Here is a 19,601-nt window from a genome sequence, read left to right on the forward strand (position 1 = left end):
ATCTTATTACAAAGCCGGAAACCATCATGCCAAACCTTCTCGGAACCAACTTCCCGATCATCCAGGCGCCCATGGCGGGGGTGCAAGACAGCCGGCTTACGGCGGCGGTATCCAATGCCGGCGGGCTGGGGTCGTTGCCGTGTGCCATGCTGACAGCGGACGCGCTCAAGGCGGAACTCGATATTCTGAAAGTCAGTACTGACCAGCCGTTCAACCTCAATTTCTTTGCCCACACGCCACCGGAGCCCGATGCCGCGCAGGATCAGGCCTGGCGAGCGGCGCTGGCGCCCCATTACCGGGAACTGGGACTGGATCAGAGCGTTATTGCCAGTGGCCCGGGACGGCAGCCGTTCAATGAAGAGATGGCGGCCATTGTGGAGGAGTTCCAGCCGGCGGTGGTGAGTTTTCACTTTGGCCTGCCGGCGCCTGCCTTGCTGCAGCGGGTGAAAGCCGCCGGGGCCACCGTGTTGTCTTCTGCCACCACGGTGGAAGAAGCGCTCTGGCTTGAGCGTAACGGAGCGGATGGAATTATTGCCCAGGGGCTTGAAGCGGGCGGCCACCGGGGTATTTTTCTGACCAGAGACATGAGCACCCAGATGGGCACGTTTGCGCTTCTGCCCCAGGTGGTCGCGGCCGTTGGGGTGCCAGTGATTGCCGCCGGCGGCATTGCCGATGCCAGGGGCGTAACCGCGGCGTTGGCGCTTGGTGCCATTGCGGTTCAGGTTGGCACGGCCTTTATGCTGTGCCCGGAGGCCACCACCCGGACAGTTCACCGTGCGGCGCTGAAAAGCGAAAGCGCCCGGCAGACCGCCATCACCAACCTGTTCTCCGGTGGCCCGGCACGGGGCATCGTTAACCGGATCATGCGCGAACTGGGGCCCATTTCGGGGGATGCACCCGCTTTTCCATTAGCCACCAACGCCATCGCGCCGTTACGGGCGGCGGCCGAAGCGAAGGGCTCCGGAGATTTCTCGCCGCTGTGGTGCGGACAGAATGCGTCTGGTTGCCGGGAGGTGTCAGCGGCACAGTTGGTGAAGGACTTGAGTCATGCAGAAGAGCGTGTGTAGCCTTCTATGAAAAAAACTATACAACGATCCCTGGCGGCCTTGTTGGCCCTTCTTGTTTTGGTGATTGGCTATCTTTGGCTGACCTTTGCCAGTTCCTTCGGCTATAACCCACCCGGAGACATGCCTGCCATCGACGAAAACGCCAGCCATTCGGTGTTCGTCTACGGCACCCTCACAAAGCCCTGGGTACGCTGGTTGGTGATGGGGCGAGCCGGCAGCAGCGAACCCGCCGAGCTGCCCGGATTCAAGAAGGACAAGCTGGATATCAAGCCGGTCGACGGGGCGGTTACCGAAGGGGAAGTCATCACCGTTAATGCCGATGAGCTCAGAGCGCTGGACCGCTATGAGCGCCTGGGGGTGCGTTACGAGCGGGTGGAAGTGACACTGCAGGATGGCAGAACGGCCTGGGTATACCGGCTGATGGAGCCCATCCTGCTGGAGCTTTCAGACGAAATTCCTGACTGATCCAGCCTTCCGCTGTGAACGCAACCCGGTGCAGATTCGGCGTTATTCACTAGAGCGTTCGTACTATCCGCGCATGGTGGTGTTCAAGCTCGGCGATCACCGTGTTGAGCTCATCGCTGCTGTGGGCATGAACGGTCAGTACATGCTCACCTTTTTCAAGAGCCGATTGCGCAGCCTGGGCGTACCGAGCGTGATCAGGGCGAAGCGTGACCAAGCCGCCGCCCATGAGCCCGATAACGCCACCAATCACTGTTAACAGGATTCCCGCGGTTACTGCGCTCTGGCGGATGAACTCAATACCCAGGATATACAACGCAAAGAACAGGATAGCCCCGGCAATGGCCCCGGCCACACCCAGCCAGATATGGGCACGAATCATCGTGCGCCATATACCACCAGACTCTGGCTCAATTTGCCGTGCCTGATGGGTGTCGCCCGGAGACACTAGCTTGATCTGGGCGTCATCGAGGCCGGTTTTCCGGGAGAGTGCCTCAACGGCACGATGGGCTTCTGTCTCGCTTGAGAATATTGCTGCCAGCTTGTGGTCGGCGGATTCGCCGGTAACCGTCACCCTGGATTTCATGGTACACCTTCCTTGCTGTGAGTATGATCCGTCAGGTCGTCACTACATCGTTCAACGCCTTGTCTACAGGATGGTAGCCCGCCGCTGTTATTTCCAGATCCATTAACAGGAAATAATAATCGCTCGGCTGGAATGGGCTCTACTTCTTGACCCACTGCCCCTCGATCAGCACGAACTGACCGTCGGGGGTCTTCTCGATCGCTTTTTTACCGGCCACGGTTTCCACCTGGGTGACAGGGATCTCATGTTTTTCGGCAATGCGGGTGTATTCAGCCCGGCGGGCGCTGTTAATAGCATTTACCACCGCGCGGGCATCCTCTCCGGCTTGAACCACGTCCAGGTAGCCGGTCGGCGCTTCACCCACCAGGCCTTGTTGCTTTGCAGATTCAAGTTTCTGCTTGGCTTCTTCCAGGTCCATGGCGAACGCTGGCAGTACCATACCGATGGCCACAATGAAGGCGGCCAGTTGCATCAGTCGTTTCATCTTCAACCCCTTGATCAGACTCTGTTAACACCCGTTTTCGCTCAGAACAGACCCTTTTCGCTGAACAGATCGTCCACTTCTTTATCGACTTTGACGTAGATTTCGTGCTGGATCTTGACGTTCAGATTTACCGTAATCGGTTCCGTGGGCGCGACCATCTGTACCGTTGGCGTACAAGCGAATAACACCAGCGGCAGCATGCCTATTAACAATGTTCTTACCGCAAGCGGCCGGTTCAACCGCGATACATTCGTCATGGTACTGCCTCCTGTCCGGATTGTTGCAGTCGTTCCCGAACGCGTTCAGTCACGGCCTCATTCACCCTGCCACTCAGTTGAAGACTGGTTAACAAAGCGGGTATGTCTTCTTCAAGATTGATATTGAGCACGATCGGTTGCCCGCCTCTGACTTCCGGGTTTTCGCCCTCAAGCCTCACGTCAAGTACCAGCCTGCCCTTGTTATCGTAGTCTATCGTGCTATCCAGTACCGAATAGTGAAAGTTTTGCAAAGCGTCTACCACCTGCTCCATGGTCTGGCTGCTGCCAAGCATGGCCTGCAGTCGCTGGGCGGGTAACCGCAGCAATCCGCCGGGGGCAATGGCGGCGACTTTGCCTTGCTCAACCACTATGCCGTCGGCGCTGACCATGACGGGCACGCGGCCGGTAAGCTCGCCGGTCCCTGAAAAACCTTCCGCCGGGTACACCTGCAGCAATCGCTCCAGGGAAACCTCATACACCTCAACCGGCAAGGTCCAGGGTTCCGCAGCCAGATCAATGGCGCCGGGTGCCACCCGCAAGCGGCCACCAAGAAAGCTCGCGGCTGCCTGCTGAATGTCGAGCACGCCGGCGAATGGCGCTGTTTGAAGCGCCCGGTAATCTGCCAGAAAACGAACCGGGCCAATGCCGATGCCGGAATTGATCTGGCCAACCGTTACGTCGCGAAAGCGGGCCGTCAGAGCGCCGTCGTCCAGGCTGACCAACAGCCGTCCGCTCAGATCGGTTACCGCGGTGCGGTCGATCAGACCCTCAACGCCGTCAAAGTTGGCACTGCCATCCAGTACCAGCGGGACACCGGGCTCGAGGCGAAGGGAGGCAGCGGCCTGTATCTGACCTGCGGTCAGCTCCAGCAGTTCGGGCCAGGCCGCCAACGTGTCGGCCAGGGCCTTCCCGCCGTTTTTGCCGGCAACGTCCATAGCTATCCGGGCGGCCAGAAATTCTCCCATTACGTTCCTGATGGCGACATCGGCGACCAGGCCAGAATCCGATTGCAGCTGGCCGTCAAGGTTCAGATCCGTCAAAGCACCGCTTACCGTTCCCTCAAACCGCCAGCCCTGTGGCTTCAGTTGCGGGTGCTGTAATTGGTCGACGTCGATGACGACCTGACCGGCTATTGTGCTTCGGTCAGCGAGGGAGCCGGTGCCACCAAGATTGATCGTCAGGGTGACGTCGGCCAGATCCACCTGCACATTGTCCAGCTGAGTGGGCGTGCCGGCGGCGTCATGAACCAGGCTTGCGACCTGCAGCCGGGAGCGGGGTTTGAAGTGGACGGTGATGGTACGGTTATCCGCTTCGACCGAATTGACCACATCGGCCCGGATGCCGGTGATTTGCCAGTCGTCGGTATGAACATCCGGCAGCGCCAGGCCAATCTGGCTTTGCTGCAGTATCAGCGACCAGCCGGTGGCGAAGGCTGGCTGCACAAACAGGCAACAGGCCAGCAGAGCCGTCAGAAGCGCCCGGCTTTTACAGGTTGAGATCCGGCCACGGTCGCTCATCCCATTGTTTCTCCGACAACCCCCTCCTTCAGCGCTTGAATGTCCAAAGGCGGCACGCCGAGGTCCTGCCACTTTTCAGGATGGCAGGTAAACAGCAGTATTTGATGGCGGCTGGCGGCATCGAACAGGATGCGCTTCATGTCCTCCAGGCGCTCGTTGTCACTGTGCACCAGGGTATCGTCCAGGATCACCAGCGTCGGCCTGCCCGCCTCGCGCAGCAGATCGGCGTAGGCCAGGCGGCTGATCAGGCCCATCTGTTCCCGGGCACCAAAGCTCAGTTCGGTCATCTGACCCAGTTCGCTGCCCCGGGTGAAGGTGCCCGGCCGCAGCTGTTCATCGACTTCCAGAGTGGCCTGGGGAAACAGCACCGACAGGTAGTGATTGAGGTGCTTTTGCAGCGGCGCCTGCAGCCGGCGGGTCAGTGCCTGGCGCTTTTCAGTCAACAGCGTCAGCAGCAGATCCAGCGCCTGAGCCCGGCGATGCAGTTCCTGATAGCGACGAGTGCACTGCTCGAACTCTGCCTGCTTTTCGTTGAGTTGCTCTTCCAGGCCTTCAGCGCCCCAGGCTTCCAGCCTGACCTTGATGTCTCTGAGTTCTCGCCCCCGCGCTTCCTGGGTCTGGCGAAGGTTGTTGATGGTGTTCTGGTAGCGCTCGATATCCTGTCGGAGAAGATCCGGACGGGCCTCCCGAATGTCTCGCTCACGGCTGGCCAGACTGGCTTCCAGATCGGCGGTCTGCTTTTCGATGCTGGCCAGATCGTCGCTTAACTGCCGCAACTGTTGCTGGCGCTCCGGGCTCTGCTCTTCATCAGCCAGACGTTGCCATTCGGCGCTGGCGTTGTCCCGGGCCTGCTTTCGGGTCAGCAATTCGGCCTGATGTTTGCGCTCATCAGACTCTGCCTTGTCCAGGCTGGCGCCGGCCCGGGTGAAGGCCGCGTCGGCTTCGGCCAGGCCAGGCACACTCTCGCCCTGATCCGGTTCGGGTGTGGCCTGCAATTGATTTTTGGCGGTCTGAAGCTCGCGGCCCGCTTCGCTCTGTTGCGCTAAAAGTGGATCAATGCCGCCTGGCGCGACGGACTTGAGCAGCTCTTCAGCGTGCGTCAGGGCTCGCTCGGCGGTTTCGAAGGCCGACAGTCGGTGCTCTGCCTGTGCCACCGAATCCACGCCGAGGGCTTTGAGCTGTTCATTAAAGGTTTGCTCAAGCGTGGCGAGTTTGCGCCGGGTGCTGGCCAGTTCCTCGCCGCCGGGGGTGATGCCCAGGGTGCCGACGCCGGGGATGACCAGGCTGGACTCTTCCAGCAGCTGTTTTTCGCCCTCCCCTTCGAGGGGGTCATGGTTCAGGCTCAATGACGCACCGGGTTCCAGCTGCCAGCTCAATCGGGTGGCAATGGTGCGTGAGCGGATGGTCTCTTCGTTGAGCTGATGTTCGGTCGCTTTCAGGCGCTTTACTTCTGCGCCATCAATCCGGTTTTCCCGGGCCTGCTGCCGGGCCTGATCGACCTGCTGCTGATATTCCCGGGCTTTGCTCAGGTTTTGGTTTAGTGCCTGTTGCTGTTGCTCAAGGCGGCGAAGGTCTTGCTCCAGGCGGCCCCTGGCTTCCAGCAGGCGGGCAAGCTTTACCTGCTTGTCTGCCAGCTCATAAGCTGTTCTCGCTTCCATCAACCGGTTGGCAATAGCGGGTGTCTGTTGTTCGGCAAGATTGAGCGCTCGCTCAGCGTTGTTCAGCTCCTTGTTCCTGGCCGCCAGTTGCTTGCTCAGGCCTTCCAGGTGTTCCTTATTCTGTTGCAGCAAACGGTGATTTTGCTGCAGCTGGGCCAGCGTGCTTTTCTCCTGGTTCTGCTGTTGTTCCAGGCGCTCTACCTGCTGATACCGTTCTCTGGTGTTTTCCAGTTGGCGCTGGGCCTCTTCCCAGGGGCGCTCGGTTTCGGTGCGGTCGAACTCCTGGGTCAGTTTGCCCAACCGGTCTACCTGCTCCTGGTATTTGACAATCCGCTCGTTCAGCTCGGCAATGTCCTGTTGATACTGGGCGCGATCCTTGTCCAGTTGCAGATAATCTCCACGGGGCTTGCCACCTCCGGTCAGCAACGTATCCCGCTGAGCGCGAACCACCTCCATCACCTCATCGCCACCGGAGCTGGCCACTTCGCCTACCAGGGAGTTAAGTGCTGATTTCAGGTGATCGCCGGCATGTTCTACTGATTGCTCCAGGTCCTGACCGGTGCCCTGCTCTACCCAGAGCAGGCCGGGTATGCCCCAGTGCTCGGCTTTGCTGACGCCGCGCTTCGGGTATTGATAACCCAGCAGTTCGGCCAGTTTTTCTTCGGCGTCGTCTTCGCTGTAAATGTCGGTACCCACGGTCAGGTCGCAGCGCTTTCGTTGCAGAAAACTTTTGGTGAGGCGCCAGCGTTTGCCCTGATGCTCAAAGTCCAGTTCGATGGTGGGCGCCGCCGCGGAGTCGCCCCAGGGCCGCAAGTCATCCACTGCTGTTGAGCGATAGCGTTCAAAGAACGCGGCACGAATGGCCCGCACCAGGGTGCTTTTGCCGGATTCGTTGGGGCCGTGAACCAGGTTGAGGCCTGGCTGCAGGTCATCCAGCACAAACGGCTTGCGAAACTGGCGCAACTGCTCGACGCGCAGACGTTGCAGCTTCATTGGCTGGCCTCCTGGTCCCGACCTTTTAACAATCCGGCCAGAATCGCCAGGGCGTCCCGGGCCGGCTCGCCCCGATCGCCTTCTTGCTGGCTACGCAACTCACTGATCACCTCGCCCACGTAGCCGTCGGCTTTCAGTTCAGCGATGTCGTCGTCGGTGGGTTCCAGCTGGAGCCCACTGCGGTCGCATCGAATGCTGCGAAATCTCGCTTCCGCCACCGACAGGGCGCCCAGAAGTTGGTCTTCGCCCGCAAGGGTAATGGCGCCCTCAAGGCGAAGATCGAGCACGGTGGCTTCAGGCAAAGCGTCGAGCCGCTGCAACAGCTGATCAAGGTCAGACGCCACCGCCAGAGTTTCCCGCCACTGGTGCCACTGGAAGCGGCCAGTGGCGATCGGGGTTACCTCAGGCTTGTCTCCGGGGCCGGTAACGTTGACCACCAGCGCGAAGCCCGCCTCGTTATTGCGGAACCGTTCCGGCTCCGGGGTCCCGCTGTACCAGGTGCGGTCATTGATTTGCTTGGTGCCGTGCCAGTCACCCAACGCCAGATAATCCAGCCGGCTGGCGTCGGTACGGTCCGGCGCAATCGGGTTGGTGGCGTCGATGTCGTCCGATAGCAGACCCTGCACACTGCCGTGGGCAAGCCCGACCCGGATCAGCCCGCCCGAGGTGTCATAGCCGTTAAAGGCTTCGGTCAGATCGCCGTAGGTGTGACGCTGGGTTAACGGAGCGCAGAGGAGGGCCAGGCCTTGGCTTTGCAGGGTGATCACGCCCGGTTCAAGCGCCAGGTGCACGTTGTCTGGCACCGCGCCCAGGCGCGTGGCGCGGGTCCAGACACTTTCGACCAGCGCGGCATCGTGGTTGCCGGGCAGCATAACCCAGGGCCCGGCGAAACCTCTGGTGGCGTTGAATACCCGGCGAATGGTGCGATCAGACACGGTCTGGGCATCAAATACATCGCCTGCCACCAACACCGCATCGCATTGATGCTCGTTCGCCAGTTGCGCGAGCTTTTCAATCGCCTCAAAGCGGGCCTCCACCAGCGCGGCACCGTCTTCGGTGTCAAAGCGGCTATAAGACCGCCCCATTTGCCAGTCGGCCGTGTGCAAAAACCTTGGCATGCCACCTTCCTTAGACAAGTCTGAAATGTTGCGCCACTCGGGCGTCAGTCACCGACACTATACCGAAAGTCTGCGGCAAATTTTGTCTCTAAACCAAGGCAGCGACTTACCATGGTGGGCCAGCCTGCTTGCCTATCCCAAAATGTGTCCTAAATTTGAACATATCGCCCCCGGGAATAGGGGCTCCTGTCCGGAGGGATCACATGCGCATTCGTTCAACCACATCCGTGGCCGGCATCGTGCTGGCATCTGCAATGCTGTCTGGCTGCCTGGCCACACCGGGAACCACGACGAGCCTCGGTTTTTCTCCCGCTACAATGAATGTGCCGCCCAATCTGGACGATCCCGCGTTGATGGCACTCCAAAGTGAATTAACTGAGCGCCACGCGCAAATCGAAGCCGATCCCGATGCCTACTTCACCGGCAGTGCCGTGTGCGAGCTTAACAACGAAGGCCAATGGCTGGTTAATTTCACCCGCACCGAAGCCGACATGGATGCGTTACACACCTTCCGGGAGCGCGCTACTGGCGCAAAAACCGTGGTGCAGCTCGGCGAGACCAAGCTGATTGAGGGCCGGTGCAAAGACGGCTTGCCCGATGGGCCTTTTGTGGCCGTTGGCGCCTATGAAATGACAACCTCCAGAACTGTCCCCGGCCAGGGATTGATAGAGTCGTCATTTATGAACCGAACGAGAATGGAAGGCAGTGCCACTAACGGCGCGATGAATGGCCCGGTCTATTTTGCCTTTGAAATGACCTTCCCTATTGCCCCCGGACAGGTGATGACCAGCTTGTTCCAGTCCCAGGGCAATTTCATTGACGGCCGGGAAACCGGCAAGCACTTTGTCCAGATGAAGCAGCCGAGTTCCATGTCGACCTGGGTACACGAGCATCGCCATGCCTCATACGGCTCCCACATGCAGTCCCGAATGTACACCGGTTCAAAGCTGATGGTGGAAGGGCAATCGCTTAATGGTATTCCCCACGGCTGGAACACCGCCTATACCGACGCCAATGCAGGCCAACGCACCTGTTACGTGCTGGGCGAGGTGGCTGCCGGCGACCGGTGCGATCTCCAGCTGCCCCCTGCCGGCCTGGTCGGCAGTCTGGCGCAGGCAGAGCTGAACCAATTGATCCGGCAGGACAACCAGGGCAAGTACCTGAGCCCCTACACCAGTGACGACGTGCTGGCCGAGTGGGTCAATACCGTGGTGATCGTGAACATTGGCTCAACCATGGGCGCCCTCGCAGGCGCTGCGGCCGGCGGTGCAATTGCGGCCGCAGCGGATTTTGTCCCTTACGGACTTGGCAGCCTGCTGGCCGCTGCCGTGACCGCCGAGATGGGCAAACGAGTGGGCCGTGAGGCCGCTATCGCGGCAACGGGCGGCTGGGACAACATTCGCAAGAGCTCCGATCAAAGCTTTGACTCAGCCGACGCCATGGCTCGCTACCTGATGGCCAAACACGGCGATTCAGCCACCTACAGCGAGGCGGTTCGGGTTGCCACAGACCTGTACCCGGACCTGAGAGCCGCGCTGAGGCGAGCCTACTAAGAAATTCTGTTAAACTGGGGCGCTTGAAGGTTCGTAATACACAGGCCACGTAAAGCGCCCGCTGTTAACAGGTTATTTTAATGCCCACGATCAACGCTCCGCCCTTCTCTCGCCGCTTCTGCGTGGCGCCAATGATGGATTGGACCACCCCACACTTCCGTTACCTGGCCCGCATCCTCAGCCGGCGTGCGTTACTGTACACAGAGATGGTCACCACCGGCGCGCTTATCCATGGCGATACCGCCCGGTTTTTGCGGCACGATCCCTCGGAATACCCGCTGGCGCTGCAACTCGGCGGCAGCGACGCACACGAACTGGCCCAATGTGCCGGGCTGGCTCAGCAGTTCGGGTTTGATGAGGTGAATTTGAACGTGGGATGCCCCAGCGATCGGGTGCAGAACAACATGATCGGTGCCTGTCTGATGGGCCATCCGGATAAGGTGGCGGAAGGTGTAGCGGCGATGATTGAGGCCACTGATTTGCCAGTGACCGTTAAGCACCGCATTGGCATCAATGGCCGGGAATCCTGGGACGATTTGTGCGAATTTATCGAGAAGGTGGCTGCGGCAGGCTGCAAGACCTTCATCGTGCATGCCCGCATTGCCGTTCTGGAGGGCCTGAGCCCGAAAGAAAACCGGGACATACCGCCGCTCAAGTACGACTGGGTGTACCGCCTGAAGCAGGCCTACCCAGAGCTGGAAATCATCATCAACGGCGGCATCAAGACCTTCGACGAGTGCCATGAACACCTGGCTCATACCGATGGCGTGATGTTGGGCCGGGAGGCTTACCACAATCCCTGGCTGCTCGCCGGAGTGGACACCGAATTCTTTGGTGACCCGGCGCCGGTCGCCAGCCGTCAGGATGCCCTGCGAGCGATGTTCCCGTTCATACAACAGGAGCTGGACCGGGGGGTGTACCTGACTCACATTACCCGGCACATCATGGGACTTTTCCTCGGCATGCCCGGTGGCCGGCAGTTCCGCCGCCACCTGAGCGAGAACGCCAACAAACCAGGATCAGGCCTTGAGGTGATCGAACAGGCCCTGGCCAAGGTACGGGAGCCAGACCTCATAGCGGAAAGCTGAGCGTCTGCATACCTTTGGTTGTCTTGTTCCTGTCGTGAGCTGCCGTTATTGTAGGGCTTACGAAAGCATTCGGGAGCTGGGTGCTGCATTAACAACTGACAACCGGGACGACAGGACGAATGACAAGCAAGCTTGATCAACTGAAAACCATGACCACCGTGGTAGCCGACACCGGCGACATAGACGCCATTGCCCAATGGCGGCCGGAAGATGCCACCACCAATCCCTCTTTGCTGTTGAAGGCGGCGGCGTCTGACGCTTATCGACCGATGCTGGATAAAGCGGTTGCCATTGCCGCCAAGCACGGGGGTTCGGCCGCCGACCAGTTAACCGTAGCGACCGACATGCTCGCGGTGCTGGCTGGCAAGGAAATCCTGAATCTGATCCCCGGTGTGGTCTCCACCGAAGTGGACGCACGGCTGTCCTTCGATACCGCGGCCACGCTGGCGCGAGCGCGCCGGCTGGTCGAGTTCTATGATCAGCAAGGCATAGATACCGGCCGGGTTCTGATCAAGATTGCCGCCACCTGGGAAGGTATTCGCGCTGCCGAGCAACTTGAGAAAGAGGGCATTCGCTGCAACCTCACACTGCTGTTTTCCTTTGTGCAGGCAGTCGCCTGTGCCCAGGCCGGCGCTCACCTGATATCTCCGTTTGTCGGGCGCATTCTGGACTGGCATTTGGCCAGCACCGGCCGTGACAGCTACCCGGCCGCCGAAGATCCGGGCGTGCAGTCGGTCAGCCGCATCTACAATTACTACAAAGCCAACGGCTTCAATACCGTGGTGATGGGTGCCAGCTTCCGCAATACCGGTGAGATCGAAATGCTGGCCGGCTGCGATCGTCTGACCATCAGCCCTGCCCTGCTGCAGGAGCTGAAAGACGATCAGGGCGAACTGACCTGTCAGCTGAATGCCGGAACCGCCACCAGCAGCGAGACGATTGGCACAATGGATGAAAAGCTGTTCCGCTGGGAATCCAACGAAGACGCCATGGCGACGGAAAAACTGGCCGACGGCATTCGCCGGTTTGCCGCGGACCAGATCGAACTGGAACACCGGGTTCGCCAGCTTGCCTCAGCTGCCTGATGTGTGCCTGAACCAACAGTGGTCAAACTATGATCGAACACCTGAAAAAGCTCTTTGCCGTGCCGGCCTCAGAGCCGGTAGAAACCGATGCCCACCAACTGGCTGTAGCGGCCACCGCATTGATGGTGCAGTTGGCACGGGTTGATAATCACGAAGACGAACGTGAACTGAAAATCATTATGGATTGCGCCGTTCAGTCCCATCAGGTGACTCTGGAAGAAGCGGAAGACATTCTGGCCGATGCCCTGGCGCACGCAGAAGATGCCACGTCGTTGTATGAGTTCACCGGGCAGATCAATGACCACTTTGATCAGGTGCAGAAACAGGCCCTGCTGGAAAGCATCTGGCGGGTCGCCCTGGCTGACGGACGCATCGACAAGTACGAAGAACACCTTATTCGCCGCATGGCCGATCTGCTGCACCTTAATCACCGTGAGTACATGCAGGCGCGGTACCGGGCGGAAGACGCCGCCAGTTAATTCAAGGAGAGACCATGTTAGCCATTCTTCACGCCAACACTGCACTGGACAGCGAAGCTTATCGCCTGACCATGCACTATCTGGAAAATCTGCCCGGTGTTAGCCTGCGCGTGCATGAGGTGCAGGGGGCGAGCCAGCGGCTGACCGAAATCTACCTGCTAGGCGACACCAAGACTCTCGACATGGAAGATATCGAGGCGCTACCCGCTGTCGAACGAGCCATCCGGATTTCTGACGACTACCGCATTCTGGGCCGTCATAAAGACGATAACCGCCAAAGCGGCTTCACCTACAACGGTGTCGAGTTCAGCCAGAATAACCTGAACATTTTTGCCGGCCTGTGCGCGGTAGATGTGCCCGAGCATGTGGAAATGATGATGCAGGCACTGCAAGACAGCGGTGAGGTGTGCACCCGCATGGGCGCGTACAAGCCGCGCACCAATCCTTATTCTTTCCAGGGCCACGGCAAGGGCTGCCTGCCCTGGGTGTTCGAGAAGGCAGGCAAGCATGGCATCAAGGTGGTGGCCATGGAGATCACCCACGAAAGCCACATCGAAGAAATCGATGCCTGCCTGGAGAAACTGGGCCGGCCAACGGGCGTTATGCTGCAGGTAGGTACCCGCAACACCCAGAACTTTGAGCTACTGAAAGCGATCGGTCGTCAGAGCACCTATCCGGTGCTGCTGAAGCGGGGCTTCGGTATCACCCTGAACGAATCGCTGAACGCCGCCGAATATTTGGCCAGCGAAGGCAACGCCAACGTCATTTTCTGCCTGCGCGGCATGAAAACCGAAGCCGGCCAACCGCACCGTAATATGGTGGACTTTGCCCACGTGCCGGCGGTAAAGCGCCTGACCCGCATGCCCGTGTGTGTGGACCCGTCCCATTCGGTGGGCAGCCGTGACCGCTCACCCGACGGCATTCTGGATGTCATGCACGCTACCGCACAAGGCGTGATTGCCGGCGCCAACATGGTGCTGGTGGACTTCCACCCGAAACCCGAAAAAGCCCTGGTAGATGGCCCTCAGGCCCTGCTGATGAAAGAATTACCGGCTTACCTGGAAGACATTCGTCTGTGCCACGACACCTGGAAAAAACGCCAATCCATTTACCAACGCCTGAAGGATAACACTGCAGAATGATCGTTTATGGTCACCGGGGGGCCAAAGGTGAGGCTCCCGAAAATACCCTGCCCGGCTTTGTCCATGCTTACCGGCATGGCATCCGGCATTTCGAGCTGGACCTGGTGTTGTCCAAAGACGGCCACCCTGTTCTAGTGCACGACCTGACGGTAGACCGAACCACTGGAAAACAAGGCAATGTGGGGCACTATACTGCCGCAGAGCTGGCCGATATGGATGCCCGCCGCAACACCAGTGCCTGGCCCAGAAAAACCGGCATCCCGTCACTGGAAACCCTCCTGGAAGAACTGGATGGCCTGGAGCACCTGCAACTGGAAGTCAAAAAAGACAACCGCGCCCGACTGAACGTTTTGGGTAACCGGCTGACCGAAGTCATTCAGCGTCGCAATATGTATCAGACCACCACGATCACATCCGCAGACCCCTGGTTTTTAAGGGAGATGCGTCGTCGAGACAAAAACATCCGGATTGGTCTGGTCGCGGAGCGGAAGTTCCCAAATCCATTGAACCTGGCCACGCGCCTGGGCTGCGATTACTTCTGTGCCAACTGGAGGATTCTGAGCACACAGATGGTCAATCTTGCACACAAACGCGACATGCAGGTCTCCGCCTGGACGGTGAACCGCATTCACGACATGCTTCAGCTTGAGGACATGGGCGTAGACAGCATCATCACGGACTACCCCACCAGCACACGAATGTTCTTCGACAACCGTGCCAAGGCATCATTGAGCCTGCCAGCGAGAGGGAACACCCCCGAGCCAGCGTAGCAGCCGGCCTTCGGGGGGCATGGCCTGATCAGAAGATCCGGTTCAGGCCATTCAGTGCGGCTACCCGATAGGCTTCAGCCATGGTCGGGTAATTAAAGGTGGTGTTGATGAAGTAATTCAGGGAATTGGCCTCCCCTTCCTGGTTCATGATGGCCTGGCCGATGTGAACGATCTCGGCCGCTTGGTCACCAAAGCAGTGAATGCCCAGGATTTCACGGGTTTCGCGGTGAAACAGCAACTTCAGCATACCGACCGCTTCGCCAGTGATCTGTGCTCGCGCCAGGTCTTTGAAGAAGGCTTGGCCAACTTCATAAGGCACCTTGGCTTCGGTCAGTTCTCGCTCGGTTTTACCCACAGAACTGATTTCCGGAATGGTGTAGATGCCGGTAGGCACGTCCGAGACAAAACGGAAATACTCATCCTGAACGATAGCTGACGAGGCCGAACGACCCTGATCGTAAGCCGCACTTGCCAGGCTTGGCCAGCCAATCACATCACCCACTGCGTAGATGTTTTCTACCTCCGTACGGTAATGATCGTCTACGGCGAGTTGGCCTCGACCATTCGGCACCAGCTCGATGTTCTCAAGCCCGAGGTTTTCGGTGTTGCCGCTACGGCCGTTACACCAAAGGAAGGCGTCAGCACGGATTTTTTTGCCAGACTGCAATGACAGCACCACGCCGTGGTCGTCACCCCGGACTGACTCGTACTCTTCGTTGTGACGCACCAGAACGCCATTGCTGCGCAGGTGGTAACTTAGTGCGTCCGATATCTCGTCATCCAGGAACGACAGCAATCGATCGCCCGGGTTAATCAGATCAACTTTCACGCCCAACCCGGCAAAAATAGACGCGTATTCAGACCCGATAACACCGGCACCATAGATAATCAGGGTACGCGGCGTGTGCGAGAGGTTAAGAATAGAGTCCGAGTTGTAAATCCGGTGGTGACGGAAGTCGACATCGGGTGGCAGATAGGGCCGGGAGCCAGTAGCAATTACCGCTTGCTTGAAGTGAAGAGTTTCTACCGACTTGTTGCCGCGAATTTCGAGGCGATTGTTGTCCAGAAATGCCGCGCGACCGGTAATAAGATCCACCCGGTTGCGGGCATAGAAACCGGTTCTCAGCTTGACCTGTTTGCCGATAACCTTCTGAGCATTCTGAAGAACTCTCGGGAACGAAAACCAACGCGGCTCGCCAATATCCCGGAACATCTGATTGGTGTTGAAGGTAATAATCTGCTTGACCGAATGACGCAACGCCTTGGAGGGAATAGTGCCCCAGTGCGTGCAATTACCGCCCACCATGGGCTTGTCTTCGATAATCGCAACCCGCTTGTTGTGCTTCGCCGCATTCATGGCCGCGCCCTCACCTGAAGGGCCGGATCCGATAACGACAACGTCGTAATGATGCTCTGCCATGCGCGCAGTAACTCCTTATCTACGTTGCAAAAATGTATTTATCGTTATAGTGGTTTTAATTTCTATCGATACTTCAATCCGCTTTGGTAGCGTCATACGTCAGGTTTTGAGCTACCACCGGCTCATCGGTCTCGTTGCGGTTGTCTTCGCATTTCTGGGGGCTACCACCGCAAATATCGCAGGACTGGCTGATGCCCAAAGCACCAATGCCGCCGCAAGTCCCGCTGATCGGCTTACGCCCGAATATTACGCCGACCGACATGCCGGCGATGAGTACAGACACAATCAGTAGCACTAAAAGAAAGGTGCCCATTACTGTTCTCCTCTACTGAACAACGTAAGACGAAAAAGCCGGCGTCTGATGAATAACAAAATCGCCCTCTCCTCTCACAATAAAGTACGCTGGCAGGTTTTCACGAGTTGCCAGGCTCATCGCCTTGTCATACCCCATGACTGTAAAAGCCGTCGCAAGCGCGTCTGCTGTCATGCTGTCTTCGGCAATCACGGTTACCGACGCCAATTTGTTGGTGACCGGTTTGCCAGTCGCCGGGTCTATTGTATGCGAATAGCGCCGGCCTTCCGATTCGTAATAGTTCCGATAGTCACCGGAAGTGGCCATGGCCTGTCTATCCATCGCAACAATCTTGTTAACCTGCCTTGCCTGCTCGGAGGGCTCCTCAATGGCCAGGCGCCAGGCGCCACCCTCGGGTTTACGGCCATTGACCCGAACTTCACCACCTATTTCAACAAGGTACGCGCCCACACCTTCACTGTCGAGGTAACGGGCGACCACGTCTACCGCGTAGCCCTTGGCGATACCCGATAAATCGATGTACTGGGGCTGGGTGCTGCGCACTGCCCGTGTGGCCGCGTCGAGTTCGAGATACTGGTACCCGGTCACCGCCAATAATTCATCAAGCTCAGACTCTGAGGGTACCTCTACCGGCCTTGCATCGGGCCCGAAGCCCCAGAGATTGACCACGGGGCCAATGGTGACGTCAAACGCACCGCCCGTCAGTTCAGCGATTTCCTGGGCGCGTTGAATAACCTCAAATAATGGCTGGGACAGCGCCGTCCACTCTGACTGATCCGGTTTCTGATTCAGCCGGGACAACTCCGAATCGTTTTTCCAGGTCGACATGGTGGCGTCTACCTGGTCCAGTTCGTTCCGGATCCCTTGTGCCAGAGTCTGAAGGCGTGCCTCATCTTCTGGCAATACGACGTTTATGTGATACGTCGTGCCGAAGATACCGCCGGAAATCTCCCAGATTTGTTCCTCGTCCTGAAACGAGCAACCCGCCAGGGCAACCACGACCAGTATCCATAGGACACTGGCCATAACCACCCTGGCGGGTTCAAACATGCGGGATGTCATGTGAGCTGATTAACCCCCAAAGTCATCCAACATGATGTTGTCATCCTCTACACCAAGATCCTTCAGCATCTTGATCACGGACGCATTCATGATGGGAGGTCCACACATGTAGAACTCACAGTCTTCAGGAGCCGGATGGTCCTTCAGATAGCTTTCGTACAACACGTTGTGGATAAAGCCGGTCGGGCCTTCCCAGTTATCGGTTGGCAACGCGTCAGACAAAGCCACGTGCCACTCGAAGTTATCGTTCTCGGCAGCCAGACCGTCAAAGTCTTCCACATAGAACATTTCACGAACACTACGTGCACCGTACCAGAAGCTGATCTTGCGCTTGGAGTTCAGGCGCTTGAGCTGATCAAAGATGTGGGAGCGCATCGGTGCCATACCGGCACCACCACCAATGAACACCATTTCAGCCTCGGTCTTCTTGGCGAAGAATTCACCAAATGGTCCCATAACCGTGATCTTGTCGCCTGGCTTCAGGTTGAACACAAAGCTGGACATGATGCCCGGCAGGTGATCAGTACCCGGAGGTGGCGTTGCGATACGAATGTTGAACTTGAGGACACCCTTTTCTTCCGGGTAGTTCGCCATCGAATAGGCCCGGATGGTGTCTTCCTTGTTGATCGCCTTGTAGCGCCAGATGTCGTGCTTGTCCCAGTCTTCGTGGAACTCTTCCTCGATATCGAAATCCTTGAAGTCGATTTCATACGGAGGGCACTCCAGCTGAACGTAACCACCAGCGCGGAAGTCCACTTCCTCACCTTCAGGCAGCTTCAGTACCAGCTCTTTGATGAAGGTGGCCACGTTATGGTTGGACACCACCTCGCACTCCCACTTCTTCACGCCAAAGAATTCTTCCGGTACTTCTACTTTCATGTTCTGTTTGACCGGAACCTGGCAGGACAAACGCCAGCCTTCTTTCTCTTCACGGTTGGTGAAGTGGGTTTTTTCCGTGGGCAGCATGGCGCCGCCGCCGTCAAATACCTTGCACTTACACTGGGCACAGGTACCGCCGCCGCCGCAGGCAGAGGACAGGAAGATACCGTTGCTTGCCAGAGTTCCCAGAAGCTTGCCACCGGCTTCGGTGGTCAGGGTGTGCTCCGGATCGTCATTGATTTCGATGGTCACATCACCGGTGCTTACCAGCTTTGAACGAGCCGCGAGAATAATCGCGACCAGTGCCAGTACGATAACGGTGAACATGACCACGCCAAGAATAATTTCAGTACTCATGGTCTCGCCTTTTCGTTGAACCGAATCACCGGGTTTATTACAGTGAAATACCTGAGAATGACATGAAGCCGAGGGACATCAAACCAACAGTAATGAAGGTGATACCCAGGCCACGAAGTCCTTCCGGCACGTCGCTGTATTTCAGCTTTTCACGGATGCCCGCCAGCGCGACAATCGCCAACGCCCAGCCCACACCGGCCCCGAAGCCATACACCACACTCTCGCCAAACGTGTAATCCCGCTCAACCATGAACAGTGATGCCCCCAGAATGGCGCAGTTCACCGTGATCAGCGGCAGGAACACACCCAACGCGGCGTAAAGCGCGGGAATGTACTTATCCAGTACCATTTCCATGATCTGAACGATTGCGGCGATTATACCAATATACGTAATAAGTCCGAGAAAGCTCAGGTCAACGTTGGGCAGTCCTGCCCAGTCAAGGGCGCCTTCCCGCAGGATGCTGTTGTACAGCAGGTTGTTCACCGGCACCGTGATGGTCAATACCACGACAACGGCGATGCCGAGGCCCAAAGCTGCTTCGATCTTTTTCGAGATCGCGATAAAGGTACACATGCCCAGAAAGAAGGCGAGGGCCATGTTCTCAACGAAAATGGCCTTCAGGATCAGGCTGATATAGTGTTCCATCAGAAGGCCTCCTTGGTGGTGTGGCGCGACATTTTGTAGTCAGGCTCTTCCACTTGCTCTGGCTTCCAGGTACGCAGACCCCAGATGGCCAGACCGATGATGAAGAACGCACTCGGCGGCAACAACAGCAGACCGTTCGGTACGTACCAGCCACCTTCATTGACGACCGGCATCAGGGAAAACCCAAACAGGGAACCCGCACCCAGTAGCTCACGGAAGAATGCCACGAAGATCAGCAACACCGAGTAACCCAGACCGTTACCAATACCGTCCAGGAAGCTCAGCCACGGACCGTTTTTCATGGCAAAGCCTTCCGCCCTGCCCATAACGATACAGTTGGTGATAATCAGACCTACGAATACCGAAAGCTGCTTGGAGATCTCGTAAGCAAAGGCCTTGAGGACCTGGTCAACTACGATTACCAGAGACGCAATAATAGTCATCTGTACGATAATCCGGATACTTGCCGGAATCTGCGTACGAACCAACGAGACTGCCAGGTTGGCAAAGGCTGTTACCGAAATAACCGCTGCACACATTACCAGCGTTACGTTCATGCTGGTGGTCACCGCCAGCGCGGAGCAGATACCGAGGATCTGCAGGGCGATGGGGTTGTTACTGAAAATCGGTTCGAAGAGAACCTGTTTAGCTGTAGCGTCGGCCAT

20 protein-coding genes are annotated in these 19,601 nt (G+C 58.0%); 8 read left to right on the forward strand and 12 right to left on the reverse strand.

The genetic code is table 11. From position 1 onward, the window contains the following. Positions 1-26: 26 nt before the first annotated feature. Entirely contained in the window at positions 27-1,067 is a 1,041-nt protein-coding gene (locus C7H08_RS16550) for an NAD(P)H-dependent flavin oxidoreductase (RefSeq protein ID WP_106673321.1), read from the forward strand. 6 nt (positions 1,068-1,073) lie between these two features. Next, entirely contained in the window at positions 1,074-1,532 is a 459-nt protein-coding gene (locus tag C7H08_RS16555; protein WP_106673322.1) for a gamma-glutamylcyclotransferase family protein, read from the forward strand. A 49-nt stretch (positions 1,533-1,581) separates the two neighbouring features. On the opposite strand, the gene C7H08_RS16560 is transcribed toward C7H08_RS16555, so the two are convergent. From C7H08_RS16560 to C7H08_RS16585, 6 genes are all read right to left on the reverse strand, one after another. Next, positions 1,582-2,115, reverse strand: a complete 534-nt coding sequence (locus C7H08_RS16560) for a hypothetical protein (RefSeq protein WP_106673323.1) — start codon at positions 2,113-2,115, stop codon at positions 1,582-1,584. A 139-nt stretch (positions 2,116-2,254) separates the two neighbouring features. Continuing rightward, positions 2,255-2,599 (reverse strand): YdbL family probable chaperone protein, encoded by a 345-nt coding sequence (locus C7H08_RS16565; RefSeq protein ID WP_106673324.1) that lies wholly within the window; start codon positions 2,597-2,599, stop codon positions 2,255-2,257. A 41-nt stretch (positions 2,600-2,640) separates the two neighbouring features. Then, positions 2,641-2,856 carry a YnbE family lipoprotein gene (locus C7H08_RS16570; RefSeq protein WP_106673325.1) on the reverse strand — a complete coding sequence of 72 codons (216 nt, stop codon included), beginning with the start codon at positions 2,854-2,856 and terminating at the stop codon, positions 2,641-2,643. Further along, positions 2,853-4,373: an intermembrane phospholipid transport YdbH family protein gene (locus C7H08_RS16575; RefSeq protein WP_106673326.1), complete on the reverse strand. Its 1,521-nt coding sequence runs from the start codon at positions 4,371-4,373 to the stop codon at positions 2,853-2,855. Before C7H08_RS16575 ends, C7H08_RS16570 begins: the two co-directional genes overlap by 4 nt. Further along, positions 4,370-7,024, reverse strand: a complete 2,655-nt coding sequence (locus C7H08_RS16580; RefSeq protein ID WP_106673327.1) for an AAA family ATPase — start codon at positions 7,022-7,024, stop codon at positions 4,370-4,372. The genes C7H08_RS16575 and C7H08_RS16580 overlap by 4 nt, the downstream gene beginning before the upstream one ends. Beyond that, positions 7,021-8,142 carry a metallophosphoesterase family protein gene (locus tag C7H08_RS16585; RefSeq protein ID WP_106673328.1) on the reverse strand — a complete coding sequence of 374 codons (1,122 nt, stop codon included), beginning with the start codon at positions 8,140-8,142 and terminating at the stop codon, positions 7,021-7,023. The genes C7H08_RS16580 and C7H08_RS16585 overlap by 4 nt, the downstream gene beginning before the upstream one ends. Before the next feature lie 203 nt (positions 8,143-8,345). Between C7H08_RS16585 and C7H08_RS16590 the strand changes: the two genes are divergently transcribed. From C7H08_RS16590 to C7H08_RS16615, 6 genes are all read left to right on the forward strand, one after another. After that, positions 8,346-9,695 (forward strand): hypothetical protein, encoded by a 1,350-nt coding sequence (locus C7H08_RS16590; protein WP_106673329.1) that lies wholly within the window; start codon positions 8,346-8,348, stop codon positions 9,693-9,695. A gap of 80 nt (positions 9,696-9,775) precedes the next feature. Then, positions 9,776-10,783, forward strand: coding sequence for a tRNA dihydrouridine(20/20a) synthase DusA (dusA, locus tag C7H08_RS16595; protein ID WP_106673330.1), 1,008 nt, complete (start codon positions 9,776-9,778; stop codon positions 10,781-10,783). Between the two features lie 119 nt (positions 10,784-10,902). After that, entirely contained in the window at positions 10,903-11,868 is a 966-nt protein-coding gene (tal, locus tag C7H08_RS16600) for a transaldolase (RefSeq protein WP_106673331.1), read from the forward strand. 29 nt (positions 11,869-11,897) lie between these two features. Further along, on the forward strand, positions 11,898-12,347 hold the full coding sequence (locus tag C7H08_RS16605; protein ID WP_106673332.1) for a tellurite resistance TerB family protein: 450 nt from the start codon (positions 11,898-11,900) through the stop codon (positions 12,345-12,347). Between the two features lie 14 nt (positions 12,348-12,361). Further along, the gene (locus C7H08_RS16610) at positions 12,362-13,489 is read left to right on the forward strand and encodes a 3-deoxy-7-phosphoheptulonate synthase (RefSeq protein WP_106673333.1); all 1,128 of its coding nucleotides are present in this window, start codon (positions 12,362-12,364) and stop codon (positions 13,487-13,489) included. Continuing rightward, a complete protein-coding gene (locus C7H08_RS16615; RefSeq protein WP_106673334.1) occupies positions 13,486-14,259 on the forward strand; it encodes a glycerophosphodiester phosphodiesterase in 774 nt (257 codons plus the stop codon). The genes C7H08_RS16610 and C7H08_RS16615 overlap by 4 nt, the downstream gene beginning before the upstream one ends. 28 nt (positions 14,260-14,287) lie before the next feature. Here C7H08_RS16615 and sthA read toward each other — a convergent pair whose 3' ends face one another. From sthA to C7H08_RS16645, 6 genes are all read right to left on the reverse strand, one after another. After that, the gene (gene sthA, locus C7H08_RS16620) at positions 14,288-15,679 is read right to left on the reverse strand and encodes a Si-specific NAD(P)(+) transhydrogenase (RefSeq protein ID WP_106673335.1); all 1,392 of its coding nucleotides are present in this window, start codon (positions 15,677-15,679) and stop codon (positions 14,288-14,290) included. 73 nt (positions 15,680-15,752) lie between these two features. Further along, positions 15,753-15,992 carry a (Na+)-NQR maturation NqrM gene (nqrM, locus tag C7H08_RS16625; protein ID WP_106673336.1) on the reverse strand — a complete coding sequence of 80 codons (240 nt, stop codon included), beginning with the start codon at positions 15,990-15,992 and terminating at the stop codon, positions 15,753-15,755. Between the two features lie 12 nt (positions 15,993-16,004). Further along, positions 16,005-17,054, reverse strand: coding sequence for an FAD:protein FMN transferase (locus tag C7H08_RS16630; RefSeq protein ID WP_106673337.1), 1,050 nt, complete (start codon positions 17,052-17,054; stop codon positions 16,005-16,007). Positions 17,055-17,063: 9 nt separating this feature from the next. Continuing rightward, positions 17,064-18,290, reverse strand: coding sequence for an NADH:ubiquinone reductase (Na(+)-transporting) subunit F (gene nqrF / locus C7H08_RS16635; protein WP_106673338.1), 1,227 nt, complete (start codon positions 18,288-18,290; stop codon positions 17,064-17,066). Between the two features lie 37 nt (positions 18,291-18,327). Next, positions 18,328-18,936, reverse strand: coding sequence for an NADH:ubiquinone reductase (Na(+)-transporting) subunit E (gene nqrE, locus C7H08_RS16640; protein ID WP_106673339.1), 609 nt, complete (start codon positions 18,934-18,936; stop codon positions 18,328-18,330). Next, the gene (locus C7H08_RS16645; RefSeq protein WP_106673340.1) at positions 18,936-19,601 is read right to left on the reverse strand and encodes an NADH:ubiquinone reductase (Na(+)-transporting) subunit D; all 666 of its coding nucleotides are present in this window, start codon (positions 19,599-19,601) and stop codon (positions 18,936-18,938) included. The genes nqrE and C7H08_RS16645 overlap by 1 nt, the downstream gene beginning before the upstream one ends.

This window comes from Marinobacter halophilus (assembly GCF_003007685.1).
Classification (GTDB): domain Bacteria; phylum Pseudomonadota; class Gammaproteobacteria; order Pseudomonadales; family Oleiphilaceae; genus Marinobacter; species Marinobacter halophilus.

Bases quoted from the DNA above. Each gene is read 5' to 3' on its own strand.
- C7H08_RS16630 (WP_106673337.1), bottom strand. From the start codon at position 17,054: ATGACATCCCGCATGTTTGAACCCGCCAGGGTGGTTATGGCCAGTGTC.
- C7H08_RS16570 (WP_106673325.1), bottom strand. From the start codon at position 2,856: ATGACGAATGTATCGCGGTTGAACCGGCCGCTTGCGGTAAGAACATTG.
- C7H08_RS16550 (WP_106673321.1), top strand. From the start codon at position 27: ATGCCAAACCTTCTCGGAACCAACTTCCCGATCATCCAGGCGCCCATG.
- C7H08_RS16560 (WP_106673323.1), bottom strand. From the start codon at position 2,115: ATGAAATCCAGGGTGACGGTTACCGGCGAATCCGCCGACCACAAGCTG.
- tal (WP_106673331.1), top strand. From the start codon at position 10,903: ATGACAAGCAAGCTTGATCAACTGAAAACCATGACCACCGTGGTAGCC.
- C7H08_RS16580 (WP_106673327.1), bottom strand. From the start codon at position 7,024: ATGAAGCTGCAACGTCTGCGCGTCGAGCAGTTGCGCCAGTTTCGCAAG.
- C7H08_RS16565 (WP_106673324.1), bottom strand. From the start codon at position 2,599: ATGAAACGACTGATGCAACTGGCCGCCTTCATTGTGGCCATCGGTATG.
- dusA (WP_106673330.1), top strand. From the start codon at position 9,776: ATGCCCACGATCAACGCTCCGCCCTTCTCTCGCCGCTTCTGCGTGGCG.
- nqrM (WP_106673336.1), bottom strand. From the start codon at position 15,992: ATGGGCACCTTTCTTTTAGTGCTACTGATTGTGTCTGTACTCATCGCC.
- nqrF (WP_106673338.1), bottom strand. From the start codon at position 18,290: ATGAGTACTGAAATTATTCTTGGCGTGGTCATGTTCACCGTTATCGTA.
- C7H08_RS16605 (WP_106673332.1), top strand. From the start codon at position 11,898: ATGATCGAACACCTGAAAAAGCTCTTTGCCGTGCCGGCCTCAGAGCCG.
- C7H08_RS16585 (WP_106673328.1), bottom strand. From the start codon at position 8,142: ATGCCAAGGTTTTTGCACACGGCCGACTGGCAAATGGGGCGGTCTTAT.
- C7H08_RS16575 (WP_106673326.1), bottom strand. From the start codon at position 4,373: ATGAGCGACCGTGGCCGGATCTCAACCTGTAAAAGCCGGGCGCTTCTG.
- C7H08_RS16590 (WP_106673329.1), top strand. From the start codon at position 8,346: ATGCGCATTCGTTCAACCACATCCGTGGCCGGCATCGTGCTGGCATCT.
- C7H08_RS16555 (WP_106673322.1), top strand. From the start codon at position 1,074: ATGAAAAAAACTATACAACGATCCCTGGCGGCCTTGTTGGCCCTTCTT.
- C7H08_RS16645 (WP_106673340.1), bottom strand. From the start codon at position 19,601: ATGGCCGACGCTACAGCTAAACAGGTTCTCTTCGAACCGATTTTCAGT.
- nqrE (WP_106673339.1), bottom strand. From the start codon at position 18,936: ATGGAACACTATATCAGCCTGATCCTGAAGGCCATTTTCGTTGAGAAC.
- C7H08_RS16610 (WP_106673333.1), top strand. From the start codon at position 12,362: ATGTTAGCCATTCTTCACGCCAACACTGCACTGGACAGCGAAGCTTAT.
- sthA (WP_106673335.1), bottom strand. From the start codon at position 15,679: ATGGCAGAGCATCATTACGACGTTGTCGTTATCGGATCCGGCCCTTCA.
- C7H08_RS16615 (WP_106673334.1), top strand. From the start codon at position 13,486: ATGATCGTTTATGGTCACCGGGGGGCCAAAGGTGAGGCTCCCGAAAAT.